Annotated in this window: 14 protein-coding genes; 8 read left to right on the plus strand and 6 right to left on the minus strand. The window is 72.9% G+C overall.

From position 1 onward, the window contains the following. Window positions 1-232: 232 nt before the first annotated feature. Both ABZ234_RS18855 and ABZ234_RS18860 read left to right on the plus strand, forming a co-directional pair. A complete protein-coding gene (locus ABZ234_RS18855; RefSeq protein ID WP_355012944.1) occupies window positions 233-865 on the plus strand; it encodes a class I SAM-dependent methyltransferase in 633 nt (210 codons plus the stop codon). A gap of 323 nt (window positions 866-1188) precedes the next feature. Continuing rightward, entirely contained in the window at window positions 1189-4467 is a 3279-nt protein-coding gene (locus tag ABZ234_RS18860) for a transglycosylase domain-containing protein (protein WP_355012945.1), read from the plus strand. Between the two features lie 255 nt (window positions 4468-4722). Here ABZ234_RS18860 and ABZ234_RS18865 read toward each other — a convergent pair whose 3' ends face one another. From ABZ234_RS18865 to ABZ234_RS18880, 4 genes are all read right to left on the minus strand, one after another. Continuing rightward, window positions 4723-5805: a prenyltransferase gene (locus ABZ234_RS18865; protein WP_355012946.1), complete on the minus strand. Its 1083-nt coding sequence runs from the start codon at window positions 5803-5805 to the stop codon at window positions 4723-4725. Beyond that, window positions 5805-6524, minus strand: coding sequence for a methyltransferase domain-containing protein (locus tag ABZ234_RS18870; RefSeq protein ID WP_267950491.1), 720 nt, complete (start codon window positions 6522-6524; stop codon window positions 5805-5807). Before ABZ234_RS18870 ends, ABZ234_RS18865 begins: the two co-directional genes overlap by 1 nt. Before the next feature lie 54 nt (window positions 6525-6578). Beyond that, a complete protein-coding gene (locus ABZ234_RS18875; protein ID WP_355012947.1) occupies window positions 6579-7928 on the minus strand; it encodes a glycosyltransferase family 4 protein in 1350 nt (449 codons plus the stop codon). Between the two features lie 171 nt (window positions 7929-8099). Further along, window positions 8100-9128: an MBL fold metallo-hydrolase gene (locus ABZ234_RS18880; protein WP_355012948.1), complete on the minus strand. Its 1029-nt coding sequence runs from the start codon at window positions 9126-9128 to the stop codon at window positions 8100-8102. Between the two features lie 361 nt (window positions 9129-9489). Here ABZ234_RS18880 and ABZ234_RS18885 point away from each other — a divergent pair, with 361 nt between their 5' ends. Further along, entirely contained in the window at window positions 9490-10116 is a 627-nt protein-coding gene (locus ABZ234_RS18885) for a TetR family transcriptional regulator (RefSeq protein WP_344178177.1), read from the plus strand. Between the two features lie 56 nt (window positions 10117-10172). Here the strand turns inward: ABZ234_RS18885 and ABZ234_RS18890 are convergent, their stop codons facing one another. Further along, complete coding sequence (locus tag ABZ234_RS18890; protein WP_355012949.1) at window positions 10173-11633, minus strand: sigma-70 family RNA polymerase sigma factor; 1461 nt, start codon at window positions 11631-11633, stop codon at window positions 10173-10175. A gap of 171 nt (window positions 11634-11804) precedes the next feature. Further along, entirely contained in the window at window positions 11805-12803 is a 999-nt protein-coding gene (gene nadA, locus ABZ234_RS18895) for a quinolinate synthase NadA (protein ID WP_267946285.1), read from the minus strand. A gap of 112 nt (window positions 12804-12915) precedes the next feature. Between nadA and ABZ234_RS18900 the strand changes: the two genes are divergently transcribed. The 5 genes from ABZ234_RS18900 (at window position 12916) to ABZ234_RS18920 (ending at window position 17295) form a co-directional block, all read left to right on the plus strand. After that, on the plus strand, window positions 12916-13671 hold the full coding sequence (locus ABZ234_RS18900; protein WP_344178181.1) for an NUDIX domain-containing protein: 756 nt from the start codon (window positions 12916-12918) through the stop codon (window positions 13669-13671). 74 nt (window positions 13672-13745) lie between these two features. After that, on the plus strand, window positions 13746-14417 hold the full coding sequence (locus ABZ234_RS18905; protein ID WP_355012950.1) for an HAD family hydrolase: 672 nt from the start codon (window positions 13746-13748) through the stop codon (window positions 14415-14417). A gap of 285 nt (window positions 14418-14702) precedes the next feature. After that, entirely contained in the window at window positions 14703-15818 is a 1116-nt protein-coding gene (locus tag ABZ234_RS18910; protein ID WP_355012951.1) for an ABC transporter ATP-binding protein, read from the plus strand. Next, window positions 15818-16627, plus strand: coding sequence for an ABC transporter permease subunit (locus ABZ234_RS18915; RefSeq protein WP_355012952.1), 810 nt, complete (start codon window positions 15818-15820; stop codon window positions 16625-16627). Before ABZ234_RS18910 ends, ABZ234_RS18915 begins: the two co-directional genes overlap by 1 nt. Next, the gene (locus ABZ234_RS18920) at window positions 16615-17295 is read left to right on the plus strand and encodes an ABC transporter permease (RefSeq protein WP_267946280.1); all 681 of its coding nucleotides are present in this window, start codon (window positions 16615-16617) and stop codon (window positions 17293-17295) included. Before ABZ234_RS18915 ends, ABZ234_RS18920 begins: the two co-directional genes overlap by 13 nt. Window positions 17296-17320 lie beyond the last annotated feature (25 nt).

Below are 17320 nucleotides of genomic sequence, written 5' to 3' on the forward strand. Positions count from 1 at the left end.
ATGGTACTGCCCTGTGGTGGGGTGGGAGAGTAGGTCGCTGCCACGGTTTTTTGTGAGGGAGGGGGTTGCCTTGTGGGCGGCCCCCTCCTTTTTTGCGCCTGTGCTTGTGCGTTTGTGAAAAGAACGGCCGGATGTGTCGGAGAGGGACCGGCCTTTGTGTTCTTCCTGTGTGCTTCTGCGTTTCCGGGAGGCAGGAGGGCCTGCCCGTTTCCACCGGTGGGAGAATTCCCGTATGACGAAGACAATCCCCGCGGACCTCCTGGCCGCCGCAGAGGAAGCCAAGGGCTTCATGCCCACCGACGAGGGCACGCTCCTCTTCGAGACGGCGGTCCGGTACTCCGCCGTCGGCCCCGTCGTGGAGATCGGCACGTACTGCGGCAAGTCCACGATCTTCCTCGGTGCGGCCGCACGCGCCACGGGCACGAAGGTCCTGACGGTGGACCACCACAGGGGCTCGGAGGAGCACCAGGAGGGCTGGGAGTACCACGACGCCTCGCTCGTGGACGCGCAGACCGGCAGGTTCGACACCCTTCCGCACTTCCGCCGCACGATCACCCGCGCCGGCCTGGACGACGAGGTCATCGCGGTCGTCGGCCGGTCCTCCGAGGTCGCCGCCGTGTGGGGGACCCCGCTCGGGATGGTCTTCATCGACGGCGGGCACAGCGAGGAGGCCGCGCAGAACGACTACGCCGGCTGGAGCCCCCACGTCGCCGTGGGCGGGGCCCTCGTCATCCACGACGTGTTCCCCGACCCCGCGGACGGCGGACGTCCGCCGCACAACATCTACCTCAGGGCGCTGGAGTCCGGAAGGTTCGAGGAGGTGCGCGCCCTCGGGTCGATGCGCGTCCTCGAACGCGTCGCCTGACCGCTCTCCCGTGCCCCGTACGGGGGCGTGCTCCGGGGACACCGCCCGCGCCGCGGAGGTGGCGTGGTTCCCGGAGTGCGCGGAACTGTCGCGGTCATGAGAAAGTGAGGCATTCAACAACTGGCCCGAAACACGCTTGGCGAGGGTAAGCCCTCGGTAAGAAGTGACAGCGCCGTAACGGATTCGACCTCGACCTGGTTACGGGCGGGTATCGTTGCGTGGAGGGCGGAGCGATGGTGGCGTTATTCCCCTCATTACCGCTTCAGTCCTGACTCGAACTGAACGATCAGGGGCACTCGCGCGTCAAACACAAGGACGGCACGGTGCCGGACGTGATTTGCCATGGGGGCGGGGAGCTGAGCGAGAGCACACACGGCGAAGGCGGGGCGGATGGACAGCGTCCCGAGAAGCACACGCCGGAAGTAAAAGACACCTCTGCCGAAGAGCTGTCCAGCAAGAACATTTCTGAGAGTGGCGCGCCCGCCGCACGGGGTGGCGAGACCGAGTCCCCCGACGACGCCGACGAGGCGCAGGGCGGAACGGGCGAGCAGCCGGAGCCGGAGTTCATCAGCCCGATCACCTTCAAGACCAGCGGCACGTTCTTCCGGGAGCGGGTCGCGCAGACCCTCGCCGAGCAGGGTTACGACGATCCCGACCTGATGGAGGGGTCCTCGTCCGCCGGGACAGGCGAAGACGGCTCCGACCGGAGCCCGTCGTCCCCGGGCGAGGGTACCGCGCACGCGGTCGACGCCCCGGGCGGGGACGCGCCGGAGACGGATGACGCGGTCGACGCCGGGGAGGCCCCCACTTCCCGGGACGTTCGCACCGTGTCCTCCGAGGCCGCCCAGGAAGACGCGGAGGAGGGGCCCACCCCGAGGACCGAGGCCTTCCCCGTGCCGCAGGACGCGGCCGACGGCGCGACCGACAGTGCGGCCGGGGCCGACGGCGGGGAGTCCGCCGACGCCGTGGTCGTCGCCGGGGACCCCGGACCCCGCGCTTCGTGGCCCGCGGACCGTGTGTCCGCCGCGGAGTCGGCGCCCCTGTACGGGGACGAGCTCCCGGCGCCCGGAGCCGTCGCTCCGGACAAGGCCGAGGCGGAGAGGATCGACGAGTCCTCCGCCGCCGAGACCGCCGCGCTCTGGCCCGCGCCGCGCCGCCTCTCGGACTACGTGACCGACGAGTCCGGTGCGGGTGAGGGGGGCCAGGGCACGCACGGGTCCTCCGCTTCGGCGGGCGTCGGCGCACTCGGCGCCGCGGGTGCCGCCGCGGCCGCCGGAACCGCCGCCGGCGCCCCGGGCGAGACGCCCGGGGGACGGTCCGGCAGCCAGGAACCCACCGGGGCCTCGGCCGCGCACGGTTCGGGCGGCAAGGGCGGTTCCAACGGTCCCGGGGGCCCCAAGGGCCCCGCTGGGCCCGGCGGTACGGGACCTGGCGGCCCCAAGGGCCCCGGAGACCCGAAGGCGGCCAAGGGCGAGAAGGCCAAGAAGCCCCTGTGGTGGCGGATCCTCCGGGTCTTCCTCATCGTCACGGGCCTGTTCGTGGTCCTCGGCGCCGCCGTGTTCGCGTTCTTCTACACCACGGTGGAGGTGCCCGACGCGGCCAAGGCCGACGCGCTCGAACAGGGGTCGACCTTCTACTTCGCCGACGGCGAGACGGAGTTCGCGTACCGGGGCACCGACCGCGAACCCGTCACCTATGACGAGATGGTGGCCGGCGGCGACCACATCGTGGAGGCCGTCATCTCCGCCGAGGACCGCGGCTTCTGGGAGGAGCCCGGGGTCTCGATCCGGGGGACGACGCGGGCCGTGTGGTCCACCGTCACCGGGCAGCAGGTCCAGGGCGGCTCCACGATCACCCAGCAGATGGTCCGCAACTACTACGAGGGCGTGTCACTGGAGCAGACGGTCTCCCGGAAGATCCAGGAGATCATCATCTCCATCAAGGTCGACCAGAGCGAGTCCAAGGAGTGGGTGATGGAGCAGTACCTCAACACCATCTACTTCGGACGCAACGCGTACGGCATCCAGGCGGCGGCCCAGGCGTACTACCACAAGGACGTCGACGAGCTCACGCCCGAGGAGGCCGCGTTCCTGGCCGCGGCGATCCAGCAGCCGACGCCGTTCGGCGAGGCCGACGTGGAGACCACCCCCGAGATGGAGCAGCGCTGGCGCTACGTCGTCAACGGTCTGGTCACCACGGAGGCCATCACCCAGGCCGAGGCCGACGCGATGGAGTTCCCCGCTCCCGAGCCGGAGAAGCCCCTGGAGGGCACCGACCTCAGCGGGTACCGGGGGTACATGTACGAGGCCGTGATGCGGGAGATGGCCGACCTCGGCTACACCGAGGACCAGATCAACCGCCAGGGCTACTCCATCGTCACGACCTTCGACGAGGAGCTGATGGACGCCGCCTACGAGACGGTCGAGGCGTCGATCCCCCCGGAGGCCCTTCCCGAGGGCGTCAACGTCGGCCTGACCACGATCGACCCGGCCACGGGCGAGGTCCTGGCCTTCTACGGCGGCCACGACTACTACGAGAACCAGTACGACAGCGCGCTCCTGGGCGGGGCGCAGGCCGGATCGGCGTTCAAGCCCTACGTGCTGGCCACCGCGCTGGAGGAGGGGTACAGCCTCCGCAGCATCGTGAACGGCAGCGGCCCGCGCAGCATCGCCGGCTCCACGATCCAGAACGCCGGCAACGCTCCGGGCGGCCCCATGGACCTGGTCCAGGCCACCCGGGTCTCCAACAACCTCGGCTACATCGAGCTGACGATGGAGACCGGTTACGAGAACGTCCGGGACACCGCCTACGCGGCGGGCCTCCCCGACGGGAGCATCCTCGACAACCAGCTCGTGCCCACCATGGCCCTGGGCGTCTCCACGGTCCGCCCGGTCGACCAGGCCAGCGGGTACGCGACCTTCGCCAACGGCGGGGAGCACGTCGAGGCGCACGTGGTCAAGGAGATCATCGACACCGAGGGCGAGGACCTGCGCCCCGAGGTCGAGAGCACCCGGGCGCTGGAGGAGTCCACCGCGGCCGACGTCACCTATGCGCTCCGGCAGGTGATCGAGGGGGGCACGGGTTCGTCCGCCAACTTCTACACGCACCCGGCGGCGGGCAAGACCGGTACCACCGACAACAGCGTCGCGGCCTGGTTCGTCGGGTACACGTCGCAGCTGTCCACAGCTGTGGGCGTCTACAACCAGAACAACCAGAGCTTCAGCATCCCCGGGTACGACATCTCCGGCGGCGGTGTGGCCGCGCCCATCTGGCGCAACTACATGACCAGGGCGATGGAGGGGCGCGAGGTGGTCCAGTTCCCGGAGCCGGCCTTCGCCGGGTCCACGCAGTACTGGGCTCCGGACCCGTCCACCCAGGAGCCGGAGGCTCCCCCGCAGGGCGAGGAGCAGCCGGAGCAGCCCGCCGAACCCGAGGTGCCGACGGACCCGGTCGAGCCGGGGATCCCGGAGCAGCCCGAGGTGCCGACGGACCCGGAGCAGCCGGGGATCCCGGAGCAGCCGGACCCGGGCGGAGGGGGCGAGGTCCCGCCGCCGGGCGGGGGCGAGGAGACGCGCCGGTCCGAGGAGTGGGGCATCCCCTAGCAGAGCGGAGGCCCCACGCGGGCACGGCCCGGGTGTCCGCGGGGTTCGGGAGGCGCCGCAGGCGGGTTCGCGGGGAACGGACCGACCCGCAGCAGGTACCGGGGGTTCCCGCGCTGTCGGGCGCCCGCGGCGCCCCCACGGCACAGGGCCGAGGCGAAGGCCCGGGACAGGCACAGCCCCGGCGGTATCCACCGCCGGGGCTGTCCCGTGCCGCCCTCCCCGTCCGTACGCGGACGCGGGCCGGGCGCGGTTCCGCTACCGGACCGCGGGCTCCTCGTCCCAGGTGTGCAGGAAGACCCGGGACCCCGGCGTGGTCCCGGTGAGGGCGTCCACCGCCAGGATCACGGCGGCCGACGTCCACGTGCTGCGCTCCACGGGCCAGCGCACCTGCTCGGCGAACTGGTAGCCGGTCCAGTAGACCCCGTCGTCGGGGTCGCGCAGGTGCTGCACGTCCCGCATGACGCGGACTCCCCCCTCGACGTCACCCACGGCGGCCAGGGTGAGCACCAGCTCCGACGACTCGGCCGCGGTCACCCACGGCTGGTCGCTCACGCAGCGCACCCCCAGCCCCGGCATGACGAAGGTGTCCCAGCGCTCCCCGATGCGCTCCTTGGCGGCGGCACCGCGGACGGCCCCGCCCAGGACGGGGTAGAACCAGTCCATGGAGAACCTGCTGCGGTCGGAGAACAGGTCCTCCCGCTCGTTGATCAGCGTCGCCAGCCGGTCGGCCGCGGCCGACCACTCGGGCCGGTCGCGGCCCAGCCGCGCGCCCAGGGCGACGCCGCACCGGAGGGCGTGGTGCACGCTCGCGCACACCGTCAGCAGGGCGTGGTCGCCCGGCGAACCGTCCTCCGAGCGCGCCCACAGGATCTCGCCGTGCTCGCCGCGCAGTCCGAGGACGAACTCCAGGCCGCTCTCGACCACGGGCCAGGTCCGTTCGGCGAACCCGGTGTCGCCGGTGACGAGCAGGTGGTGGAACAGGCCCACCGCGGGGTAGGCGGCGTGGTTGGCCTCGCGCAGTTCCGTGACCGGTACGCCCTGCCGGAACTTGGCGGGCCAGCCGCCCTCCGGGTGGCGGGTCCGCTCCAGCCACAGATAGGCGCGTCTCGCGGCCTCACCGTGCTCGGGCACGCTCAGCCCGGTGACGGTCAGCGCCATGGCGCACTCCACGTGGTCCCACACGTCGGTGTGGCCCCCGGGGAACCAGGGGATCGCGCCGTCCTCCTCCTGGCTCCGCGCCAGGTAGTGGGCGGAGCGGTGCAGCTGCTCGGTGCTGAGCACGCCGGGCAGGCGCAGGGTCCCTTCCGGGGCGGGTGCGGTGGCGTGCGGGGCGGCCATCAGGCGGCGTGCGGCTTGCGCACGTACACGACCACGCTCTTGCCGATGACCGGGTTGAGGAGGCGTTCGGCGATCCGGGTCACCTTCGGGGCCTGGAGCATGTCCCACACCAGCATGTCGTGGTAGGCCTTGGCGAGGGGGTGGTCGTCGTTGTCCGTGCCCACCGCGCACTTGATCCACCAGTACGGTGCGTGCAGGGCGTGCGCGTGGTGGTGCGGGCCGATCTCGAACCCGGTGGCCTTGAGCTTGGCCTCCAGCTCGGCGCGCGTGTAGATGCGGATGTGCCCGCCCTCGTTGGTGTGGTATTGCTCCGAGAGGGCCCAGCAGAGGCGTTCGGGCAGGAAGCTCGGAACCGTCACCGCGGCGATCCCGCCCGGTCTCAGCACCCGGAACAGCTCTTTCATCCCGGCGGTGTCGTGCGGGATGTGCTCGAAGATCTCGGCGGCGACCACCCGGTCGAAGCTGTCGTCGTCGAAGGGCATGTCGAGGGCGTCGCCCTTGACGGTCTCGGCACTGGCCTCCTCGGGGGCCTCCCCCTCGTGGCGCATCGCCGCGAACATCGTCTCGACCTCGGCGAGGTCGCCGACGTTCTGGTCGAAGGCCACGACGTCGGCCCCGCGGCGGTAGGCCTCGAAGGCGTGCCGGCCGCCGCCGCAGCCCAGGTCGAGAACGCGGTCGCCCGGTCCGACGGGGAACAGGTTGAAGTCGACGGTGATCAGTGGAGGCTCCCTAGGTGGTGCGGACGCGGGTGGTGGTGCGCGCGGCCCGCCGGGTCAGGCGCCGTTCGCGCGGGCCCGCGCGGGCGCGGGACGGGTGTCGTCGGCGGGGCGGCCGCCCCTGACGAGGTCGATGGTGGAGGCGTACCTCCGCGCGGTCAGCTCGGCGACCGCACGCCAGGTGAAGCGCTCCTGGACGCGCTGCCAGGCGGCGGCGCCCATGCGCCCGCGCTCGGCGCCGTCGTCGAGCAGGGCGGCGATCGCGTCCGCCAGGACCTCCGGGTCTCCCGGGGGGACGAGCCGTCCGGCGTCGCCGTCGGTTCCCACGACCTCGGGCAGCGCCCCGGCGTGGCTGGCGACCAGGGGGGTGCCGCAGGCCATGGCCTCCACGGCGGGCAGGGAGAAGCCCTCGTAGAAGGACGGGACGACGGCGACCTGGGCGCTCGCGATCAGCTCGGCCAGCTCCGTGTCGTCGATGCCGCTGACGAACTCGACGCGGTCGCGCAGGCTCAGCTCGTCCACCAGCCGGTCGGTGGGGCCGCCCGGCCGGGGCCGGCTGACGACGGTCAGGGAGACGTCGCGTTCGGTGGCGAGCTTGGACACGGCGCGCAGGAGGACCGCCACGCCCTTGAGCGGGCTGTCGGCGCTGGCCGTGCACACGATGCGGCCGGGGACGCGCTCCAGCTCGGGGCGCGGGTGGAAGTAGCGGGTGTCCACGCCGAGGGGGGTGACCTCCATGGCCGCGGGGTCGACCCCGAACTCCCTGGCGATGTCCTCCGCCGAGGACCGGGAGGGGACGAGGATGGGGTCGAGTCTGCGGGCGACGCGGGCCTGCATCCCCACGAACCCGTACCAGCGGCGCTTGGAGAGCTTCTGGAGGCCCTTGGCCTCCTCCAGTTCGATCCTGCGGTCCACGCTGATGGGGTGGTGGATGGTGGTGACCAGGGGGAGGCCGGCGGACTTGATGCCGAGCAGGCCCCAGCCCAGTGTCTGGTTGTCGTGGACGACGTCGAACTCGTCCAGCCGCCGGCGCAGTTCGCGGTTGGCGCGCAGGGAGTACGTGAGGGGTTCGGGGAATCCGGCGGTCCACATGGTGGCGACCTCCAGGACGTCGATCCAGTCGCGCCATTCGCGCACGGGCGGGGCGACGAACGGGTTGGCGTCGTTGTAGAGGTCCAGGGAGGGGACCTTCTCCAGGGTGACGCCCTCGTCCAGGGCCGGGTAGGGCTGGCCGGAGAAGACGGTGACCTCGTGGCCCAGGGCGGCCAGCTCCCGCGACAGGTGGCGGACGTACACGCCCTGTCCTCCCACGTGCTGCTTGCTGCGGTAGGACAGCAGGGCGACGCGGAGGGGGCGCTCGGCGGACGGCCGTGGGCCCGGTCCCGTGTTGTTGCCCGGCTGGGTCAAGAGTCCACCTCTTCGTTGGGTCGCTGGCCCGCTCGCCGCTGCGTGCCGCCGGTGTGTGGGCGGGGTGGCCGCCGTCGCGGACGCGCGTGTTCGCCGGTGACGGGCATGAGCGCCCCATATGTTACTCGGCAGTTGGGTCGGCGGCGGCGTCGGGCCGGTTGGTAAGGGATCCTATGCCGGGCGCCGTGCCGGGGCGACGGCGACCCAGCGTGGCAGGCCGTCCTTCTCGGAACGGTGTGCGAGACCGCGCGCTTCGAGGAGCCGCAGGTGGGCGGCGGTCTCGGCGGCGGCCATGTGGCGTGCCTGGACGCGCATGCCGGTCCAGGGCCGCTTCCACGCGAGGCGGGAGGTGACCTCCCACAGCGTGGCGGGGCCCTCGGCGAGGAGCGCGGCCATCTCGTCCAGGCGCTGCTCGTGGTGGGCGGTGATCTCCTCCGAGCGGGCGGTGAGTCCGGTGAAGCGGCTCTCGTGTGAGGGAAGGCACACCAGTCGGTCGGCGTCGGGGAGCCGTCCCATGCGCGCCTGGGAGTCGAGGAAGGCGCCGAGGGGGTCGCCCGTGTCGGACAGGAGCGGGAACCGGCCCACGTGCGGGGTGATGCGGGGCAGGACGTGGTCCCCCGTGAACAGCCTGCCGCCGTCGGCCAGGTGCAGGCACAGGTGTCCGGGGGTGTGGCCGGGGGTCCACACCGCGCGCAGGTCGCGGCCGGGGAGGTCGACGGCGGCGCCGTCCTCCAGGGCGAGGTCGGGCACGGCGGAGGGCGTGAACGGCCGCGGTCCGTCCAGGAGGGTCCGGACGTCCTCGTCGGGGAAGCCCGAGCGGCGCAGCTGGTCGGCGATCGAGGCGCGGCGGGTCTCAGCGGGGACCGAGCCCAGGTGTTCGGTCACGGCGATGTCGGCCGGGTGCATGGCGATCCAGGCGTCGGAGGCTTCGCGAAGGCGGCCGGCCAGGCCGGAGTGGTCGGGGTGGAAGTGGGTGAGGACCGCTCCCCGGACCTCCTCCACCGCGTGCCCGGTCCGCCCGAGGCCCTGGACGAGCGCCTCCCACGACTCGTCGTGGTCCCAGCCGGTGTCGACGAGGACGGGGCCGTCCTGGCCGGTCAGGACGTAGACGTAGGTGAAGCCGAGGGGGCTGCCGGGGATGGGCACCGGAAGGCTCCACACCCCGTCCCCGAGGTCCTCGACGGGGGGCACGTCAGGCATGGGGGCGACCTCTCACTAGAAACCGAATCCGGTTCGATTCTAGGATGTGGTCGTTCCGGGGCCGCGGCCGGAGGGGGCCGGGTGGGGCATAGGGGGCGGGGGTCAAGCGAGCCCCCTAAATAGAACATATTCTATAAAGCTTGGACGGGATATCCGAAAAGCCTGGCGTCCTCTTCGTATTGCTACTGCTACGTCGTGCGATGAGGTGTGGATCATGGGCGTGAAGAACTGCGCGGGAGGGAAACCGTTGGATAACGTGTTCTCGTACGGCCGGGGTTCACAGGAGCCTCGGCCGAGTCCTGGCCCTCAGCGCCGTGGCGAGCGGGCAGCGCGCGGACTGACGACGAATGGGAGAGATCCTGTGGCGGTGCAGGCGCCGAGCGGAACCATGTCGCGAAGTCAGACCCAGCGCCGAAAGCGCATCGTGCAGACGGCGGCCGCGCTCGCCGTGCGCGGTGGCGTCGAGGCCATGCAGATGCGGTCGGTCGCCGAGCGGGCCGGGGTCGCCCTCGGCACCCTGTACAGGTACTTCCCCTCCAAGATGGACCTCGTGGTCGCCGTGGTCACCGAGGAGCTCGACCTGTTGGAGGGCGGGATCGTCCGCCGGCCGCCCACGGCCGACTCCCCGGCCGAGCGCGCCGTCGACGTCCTGCTGCGCGCCACCCGCGGGCTGATGCGCGAGCCCGAGCTCGCCGACGCGCTCATCCGGTCGCTCATCATGGCCGAGGTCAAGATCGAGCTGGACGTGCGCATCTCCGACCTGGTGTGGCGGGTGGCCACCGGCAACCTGGAGGGCGCCGGAACCGCCCCGCCGGAGGAGGACCCCGCCGCCGGGGTCGACCGGACCGGCGCCGGGTACGTCCTGGTCGGCTCGCTCACCAGCGTGTGGATCTTCGAGCTGGTCGAGGTCCTCAAGGGGCGGCGCGACGTCGACGAGGTCGAGCGGCGGCTGCGGACCGCGGCCGAGCACCTCCTCGTCGCCTTCTGACACCCGCCTAGACGTCCGGCCGCGACGGCCGCGCGGGAGGTCGGGGCGCCCCGGCGTCAGCCACCGCCGAAGAGCAGCCCCAGCAGTCCGTCGAACAGACCACCGCCACCGCCCCCGTCGTCGGACCCGTCCTCCTCGGGCGGGTCGCCGGGGGCGTCGTCGTCCCCGGAGCCGTCCCTGTCCGAGCCGTCGGGGTCGTCGTCCGGTCCGCCGTCGGCGGGCGGGCTCTGCTCCCCGGCCGGCGGCGCGGGCGCGGCGCCCCCGTCCGGTGTGCCCTCCCCGGAGGCCTCCTCCCCGGGAGCTTCGTCCCCGGGCTTCCCCGGGACCTCGGGGGAGGCGGGAGCGGTCGGCTCGGAGTCCGGGCCGGTGGGCCCGGCCTCGGGTTTGGCGTCGGAGGCGGTCGAGGCGGTCTCCACGTCCGAGGCGCCGGGACCGCGTTCGGCCTCGGCGGGGGCCGTGCCGATCATCGTGGAGGGGCCGCCCACGGCACTCGCCCACGCCCACAGGGAGACCGCCACCGCGACCGTGGCCAGGCCGGAGACGGCGGGCAGCGACCAGCGGCGGTGGTCGGCCCGGCGGCGCCGCGCCCCCTCGTCGTCCTGTTCCGGGCGCGGACCGGGGAGCGGGGTCGCCCCCTCCTCGTGCGCCGGGTGGTCCGCGGTGGTCAGGCGGTCTCCGGGCAGGGCCCGGGGGAGGGGGTCGGGGCCGGGCTCGAAGGCCTCCGGGACCTCTTCGGGCTCTCCCGGCACGCGGGACCGGTGCAGGGGGTAGCCCTCGCCGGTGAGCGGGTGCATCTGGGCGGCGATCCGGTCGCGGACGCCGGAGGACCCGGGGTCGAGGCAGGTGAGGAGCACCTGCTCGCGGAGGCCGGGCGGCGGGCCGGGAGGGCGCAGCAGCGCGAGGGCGGAGGAGACCTCGTGGACCTGGGCGCGCCACGCCGCGGAGCCGGGGGAGCCGATCCCCCCGGGGGCATCGGGCAGGGCCTCCCCGGCCCGGGCCCCCTCGGGAGGGGCCTCCCCCCGGTCGGCGAGGGCGGATCCGCCGGTCTCCTCCGCCAGGCACTCGGCCGCGCGGCGGATCGCGGAGCGGGTCAGCTCACCGCAGATCGCGGGGTCCAGGCCCAGGACGCGGGCGGTCGCCGAGGTGGGCAGCGCGTGCCGCAGGTGCAGTTCGACCAGTTCGCGGTGGCTGGCGGGCAGCCCGGCGAACATGCGGGCGACCGGGGCCTCGGCGGGCACCGTGGCCAGGCCGGTGTAGGGGCTGACGTGGGCCAGGCCGCGCCGCTGGCAGGCGGAGCGGACCAGGGCGTACAGCCAGGGGCCCCGGTCGGCGGGGTCGGAGCGGCGCGCGTCGAGGACGACGCCCGCCACCAGCCCGTCGTGCACGGCATCGGAGACCTGCTCCGGATCGTCTCCCAGGAGCGCCCAGGCGTACCTGTACAGGGGTGGGGCGAAGGCGTCGTAGAGCGCCTCGATCGCCGTCCGTGCTGGTTCGCCTGTTTCGCCATCTCTGGTCACGATTCTCCCCCGCTCAACCGTGACGGTAGCGAGGGGAGGGGAGCGGCGTGGAGATAAAGAGACAGCTGTGTCCCGAAGGTAAGAGTTCTGTTACCCGAATTTTCGTGGCCGGCCGGGAGCGGCCGCGGGGGCGGACCGGACCCGGCCGGCCGGAGAGGGGCGGGGCCGGTGCTACTCGCCGCCCCGGGAGGGCGAGCCGATCGCGACCATGCGCTCGACGGAGCGCCGTGCGCGCTCGGCCGTGTCTGCGTCGACCGTGATCTCCGTGGTGCCGTGGCGGAGGGAGCCGAGCAGCTTGTCGGCGTCGATCATCTTCATGTAGTGGCACTCGGCGCGGGAGTTGACCGCCTCGAACTCGGTGGTCGGGTTGACCCCGCGCAGCTGGTGCAGCATGCCGGTCTCGGTCGCGATCAGCACCTTCTTGGCGGTGGTGTTCTCGGCGGCGGTCAGCATGCCGCCGGTGGAGAGGACCTTCACGCGCTCCTGGGGGACGGCGCCGCTGCCCACGAGGTAGAGGGCGGAGGTGGCGCAGCCGCACTCGGGGTGGACGTACACCTCGGCGTCGGGTTCGGCGGCGACCCGCTCGCGCAGGGTGTGGCCGTCGATCCCCGCGTGCACGTGGCACTCGCCCATCCAGATGTGGATGTTCTCGCGACCGGTGACCCTCTTGACGTGGGCGCCGAGGAACTGGTCCGGGAGGAACAGGATCTCGCGGTCCTCCGGAATGGACCGGATGACGTCGGCGGCGTTGGAGGACGTGCAGCAGATGTCCGTCTCGGCCTTGACCGCCGCGGTGGTGTTGACGTACGCGACGACGACCGCGTCGGGGTGCTCGGCCTTCCAGGCGCGCACGTCCGCGGCGGTGACGGTGTCGGCGAGCGAGCATCCCGCGGCGGGGTCCGGCAGGAGGACGGTCTTCTCCGGGGCGAGGATCTTCGCGGTCTCGGCCATGAAGTGCACGCCGCAGAAGACGATGGTCCCGGCGTCCACGGTGGCGGCCAGGCGGGACAGCGCGAGGGAGTCACCGGTGTAGTGCGCCACGTCCTGGATTTCCGGGCGCTGGTAGTTGTGCGCGAGGATGACAGCGTCGCGCTCCTCTGCCAGGCGGCGGACCTCGGTGGCCCATTCCTGCCTGGTCATGGTGTCCGCCGTGGCGGTGACCGGTGCCATGTCCAACTACTTCCTTGGGGCTGTGGGCACGTCGTACGGACTCCGTGCCGTGAGAGGTCGATGCGGATGAACAGGTTTTCGTCTGTCAGGCACAAACCTGGTGCAGCTTAACATGACGAGGAACGGAAGGGACAGGGTGGACAACCCGGAAGCAAACGGACAGGTCAGGGCCTCCGTCTGCGGCGAGGCGGACCACGCGGTGCTGTCGGCGCACGAGGCGCTCGCCGTCGTCCTCCAGATCCGCGCGGGAGAACTGTGCGTCCTCCTGTGGCGCAGGGCCCTCCCCCCGTGCGAGGGGGAGTGGGCCCTTCCCGGCGGGCGGCTCGGGGCGGGTGAGAGCCTCGGCGCCTCCATCCGGCGCCAGCTCGCCCAGAAGGTGGACGTGCGCGACCTCTCCCACCTGGAGCAGCTGGAGACGCGCAGCGACCCCGACCGCCACCCCCAGCGCCGCACCCTGGCCACGGCCTACCTCGGGCTCGTGCCCGCGAACATCGACCCGGTCGTGCCGGCCGACACCGGCTGGCACCCCGCCGCGCTCCTGCCCCCCATGGCGTTCGACCACGCGTCCATCGTCCGCTCCGGCCACCACCGGCTGCGCGCCAAGCTCAGCTACACCAATGTCGGGTTCGCGCTCGCCCCGCCCGAGTTCACGATGTCGGAGCTGTCGGGCTACTACCGGGCGGCCCTCGGGCACGACGTGGCGGCCACCAACCTGCGCCGGGTCCTGCTGCGGCGCGGGCAGATCGAGGAGACCGGCCGCTCCGTGCCCTCCGGGCGCTCGGGCGGGCGCCCCGCGGCCCTCTTCCGCTTCCGCACACGGGGATTGGAGATCACCGACGCGTTCGCCGTGCTGCGACCGCCCGGCTGACCGGGGTCCCGGGGACGGTCACCGGCTCCGTCCGCCCCCGGAACGGTACAGGGGTGCTTGTAGACTCCCTGACCGTGACAATTCGTACCGTGGTGTTCGACGTCGGAGAGACGCTCGTCGACGAGACGCGCATCTTCGCGCGCTGGGCCGACCGCTTCGGCATCCCGCACATGGCGTTCTTCGGCACCATCGGCGGTGTCATCGCCTCGGGCGGGACCCTCACCGAGGGCTTCCGGCTCCTCGTGCCCGGGTTCGACCTGGCGCGGGAGAGCGCCCGGTGGCGGGCGGAGGACCCCGGCGGCGAGCGCGAGCACTTCGGCGTGCGCGACCTCTACCCCGACGTGCGCCCGGCCTTCGCGACCATGCGCGACGCCGGGCTCTCCCTGGTCGTCGCGGGCAACCAGCCGCCCGAGGCCGGACCCGCCCTGGCCGCCATGGACCTGGGCGTGGACGGCATCGGCATCTCCGACGACTGGGGCGTCGCCAAGCCCGCCCCCGAGTTCTTCGACCGGGTCGCGGAGCTCGCCGGCCGGAGCCGCCCCGGGATCACGCCCGGCGAGATCCTCTACGTCGGGGACCGCGTCGACAACGACGTCGTCCCCGCGCTCAAGGCCGGGATGCGCGCGGTCCTGCTCCGCCGCGGCATCTACGGCTACCGCCACTCGGCCATGGACGACGCGGCCCGGGCCGACGCCGTCCTGGACGACCTGTACCAGCTCGCCGCGTGGATCGCCGCTCAGGACTGAGCCGCCACCACCGCGGAACCGGCCCACGGGCCGGGCCCACGAACGGGCCCGGCCCGTTCGCGTGTCCGGACCCGGAAGGCCCCGCCGGCGCCCCCGGGCCCGGCCGCGTCCGGGACGGCGACGTCCTGCCCCGCCGCCGACGCCACCCGCCGCGGACACGAGGTCCCGGTCGGGTCACGGCCGAGACCATACCGTTTGATCCACCTGCACACGGGTAACGTGCGGACGGCCTGCTCACCGCCGTCTCACCACCACCCCGGTCCCCGAACGGAGACAGCCCGGCCGATGATCACATTCGAGGGCGCTGCCAAGCTCTACCCCGACGGCACGGTCGCCGTCGACGACCTGGACCTCACCGTGGAGACCGGACAGACCACGGTCTTCGTCGGTCCCTCCGGCAGCGGCAAGACCACGTCGCTGCGGATGATCAACCGGATGGTCGAGCCCACCGGGGGCGCCGTCCTCATCGACGGCGACGACATCCGCGGCCGCGACCCCGCCGAACTGCGCAGATCCATCGGCTACGTCATCCAGCAGGCCGGGCTCTTCCCGCACCGCACCGTCCGCGACAACATCGCGACCGTGCCGCTGCTGCTCGGCTGGAACAGGTCCCGGGCCCGGGCCCGGGCCGACGAGCTCATGGAGCTGGTCGGACTCGAACCCTCCCAGGCCGGGCGCTACCCGCACCAGCTCTCCGGGGGCCAGCAGCAGCGCGTCGGCGTGGCCCGCGCGCTGGCCGCGGACCCGCCCATCCTCCTGATGGACGAGCCCTTCAGCGCCGTCGACCCCGTCGTGCGCGCCAGCCTCCAGGACGAGCTGCTGCGGCTCCAGGCCGACCTGCACAAGACGATCGTGTTCGTCACCCACGACATCGACGAGGCGGTCCGCCTGGGCGACCGCATCGCCGTCTTCCGGCCCGGCGGCAGGCTCGCCCAGTACGACACCCCCGAGAACCTGCTGGCCGCCCCCCGCGACGCGTTCGTGGAGTCCTTCGTCGGCTACGACCGGGGCGTGCGGCGGCTGTCGTTCTTCCCCGCACGCGACCTGTCGCTGCGCGAGGACGTCGTGTTCGGCGACGGCACCCCGGTGACCGAGGCGGCCGCCGTCGCACGCGGCAAGGGCGAGCCCTGGGTGCTGGTCGTCGACGGCGACCGCATGCCGCTGGGGTGGGCCGCGGCGGACCGGCTCGACCGCGCCCCCGCCGGGGCCGCCCTCGGCTCGCTCGACCTCGCACCCTACGGCCACACGTTCGACGTCGGCGCGGACTCCCTGCGCGCCGCCCTCGACGCCGCCGTGCTCTCCCCGGCCGGCCGCGCCGTCGGCGTGGACTCCGACGGGCGCGTGGCCGGCGTGGTCACCCAGGACGACCTGGGCACCGCACTGTGGTCGGTGGCCGAGTGATGGGCGGGGCCTGGGAGTGGGCGGCCGGCGTCCTCGACTGGGGCGTGGCGAACTGGAGCTACCCGGGTGAGCCGGACCGGGGGATCCTGCCCCGCCTGACCGAGCACATGCGGCTGGCCTACCTGTCCATCCTCATCGGACTCGCGGTGGCCGTGCCGCTGGGCCTGGCGTGCGTGCGCTGGAAGGCGCTGTACCCGCCGGTGCTGACCGGCGTCAACGTGCTCTACGCGGTGCCGTCCATCGCCCTGTTCTTCCTGATGCTGCCCTACACCGGGTTCAGCGACTGGACGGCCGTCGTGCCGCTCGCCCTGTACACGCTGGTGATCCTGCTGCCCAACGTGGTGGACGGGCTCCGCCAGGTGCCGGAGCACGTGCGCCAGGCCGCCGTGGCGATGGGCTTCGGTCCGCTGCGTCGCCTGGTGTTCGTGGAGATGCCGGTGGCGGTGCCGGTGGTCATCGCCGGCCTCCGGGTGGCCTCGGTCGCCACCATCAGCATGGTCAGCGTCGCCTCCCTGGTGGGTCTGGGAGGACTGGGCCAGCTGATCCTCAGCGAGGGGTTCCGCCGCCAGTTCGACGCGCCCATCGTGGTCGGCGTCCTGCTCACCGTCCTGCTGGCCTTCGTCACCGACGCCCTGCTCGTGCTCGCCCAGCGCGGGCTCACCCCCTGGGCCCGCCGGGACGACAGGAGGAGCGGCCGGGGACGCAGGGCGGTCGCCCGCGCGTCCGCCGGGGCCGCCGCGCGTGCCGGGTCGGGAACCCCGGCCGGGGAACGCACCACGCCGGGGGAGAGGCAGCCATGGACATCCTGAACGAGCTGGTCGCGTGGTTCGCCGATCCGGCGCAGTGGACCGGGAGCGCGGGCATCCCCGCGCGCATGGCCGAGCACGTCTACTTCTGCCTGCTCGGCCTGCTGATCTCCGCCGTCATCGCCGTCCCCCTGGGACTGCTCACCGGGCACACCGGCGTGGGCGGGTTCCTCACCGCGAGCCTCGCCAACTTCGCCCGCGCCCTGCCGACCATCGGCGTCCTGTTCCTCATCGTCCTGGCGGCCGGGATCGGGCTCGTCCCCGTGGTCTGCGCGCTGGTGGCGCTGGCCGTCCCGCCGATCCTGGTCAACACCCACGAGGGCGTGCGCGGGGTGGAGCCCCGCCTGCGCGACGCGGCGTTCGGCATGGGGATGCGCGGCCGCGAGGTGCTGTTCAAGCTCGAACTGCCCGTGGCCGCCCCGCTCATCCTCATCGGGATGCGCACCGCGGCGGTCCAGGTGGTCGCCACCGCGACCATCGCCGCGTACGTGGGCGTGGGCGGGCTCGGACGCTACATCGTCGACGGCCAGGCCCGCCAGGACCTGACGATGATGCTGGGGGGTTCCGTGCTGGTGGTGCTGCTCGCGGTGCTCACCACACTCCTGTTCGCCGGGTTGCGGCTGCTGCTCGTCGCACCCGGGCTGCGCGCCGAGGCCGCGTCGGCGCGCTAGGCGGTCTCGGGCGCCGCATGCTGAC

This window comes from Nocardiopsis sp. NPDC006198, assembly GCF_040613895.1.
In the GTDB taxonomy this organism is placed as follows: Bacteria; Actinomycetota; Actinomycetes; order Streptosporangiales; family Streptosporangiaceae; genus Nocardiopsis; species Nocardiopsis tropica.

Bases quoted from the DNA above. Each gene is read 5' to 3' on its own strand.
- ABZ234_RS18855 (WP_355012944.1), top strand. From the start codon at position 233: ATGACGAAGACAATCCCCGCGGACCTCCTGGCCGCCGCAGAGGAAGCC.
- ABZ234_RS18865 (WP_355012946.1), bottom strand. From the start codon at position 5,805: ATGGCCGCCCCGCACGCCACCGCACCCGCCCCGGAAGGGACCCTGCGC.
- ABZ234_RS18880 (WP_355012948.1), bottom strand. From the start codon at position 9,128: ATGCCTGACGTGCCCCCCGTCGAGGACCTCGGGGACGGGGTGTGGAGC.
- nadA (WP_267946285.1), bottom strand. From the start codon at position 12,803: ATGGCACCGGTCACCGCCACGGCGGACACCATGACCAGGCAGGAATGG.
- ABZ234_RS18900 (WP_344178181.1), top strand. From the start codon at position 12,916: ATGACGAGGAACGGAAGGGACAGGGTGGACAACCCGGAAGCAAACGGA.
- ABZ234_RS18910 (WP_355012951.1), top strand. From the start codon at position 14,703: ATGATCACATTCGAGGGCGCTGCCAAGCTCTACCCCGACGGCACGGTC.
- ABZ234_RS18915 (WP_355012952.1), top strand. From the start codon at position 15,818: ATGGGCGGGGCCTGGGAGTGGGCGGCCGGCGTCCTCGACTGGGGCGTG.
- ABZ234_RS18920 (WP_267946280.1), top strand. From the start codon at position 16,615: ATGGACATCCTGAACGAGCTGGTCGCGTGGTTCGCCGATCCGGCGCAG.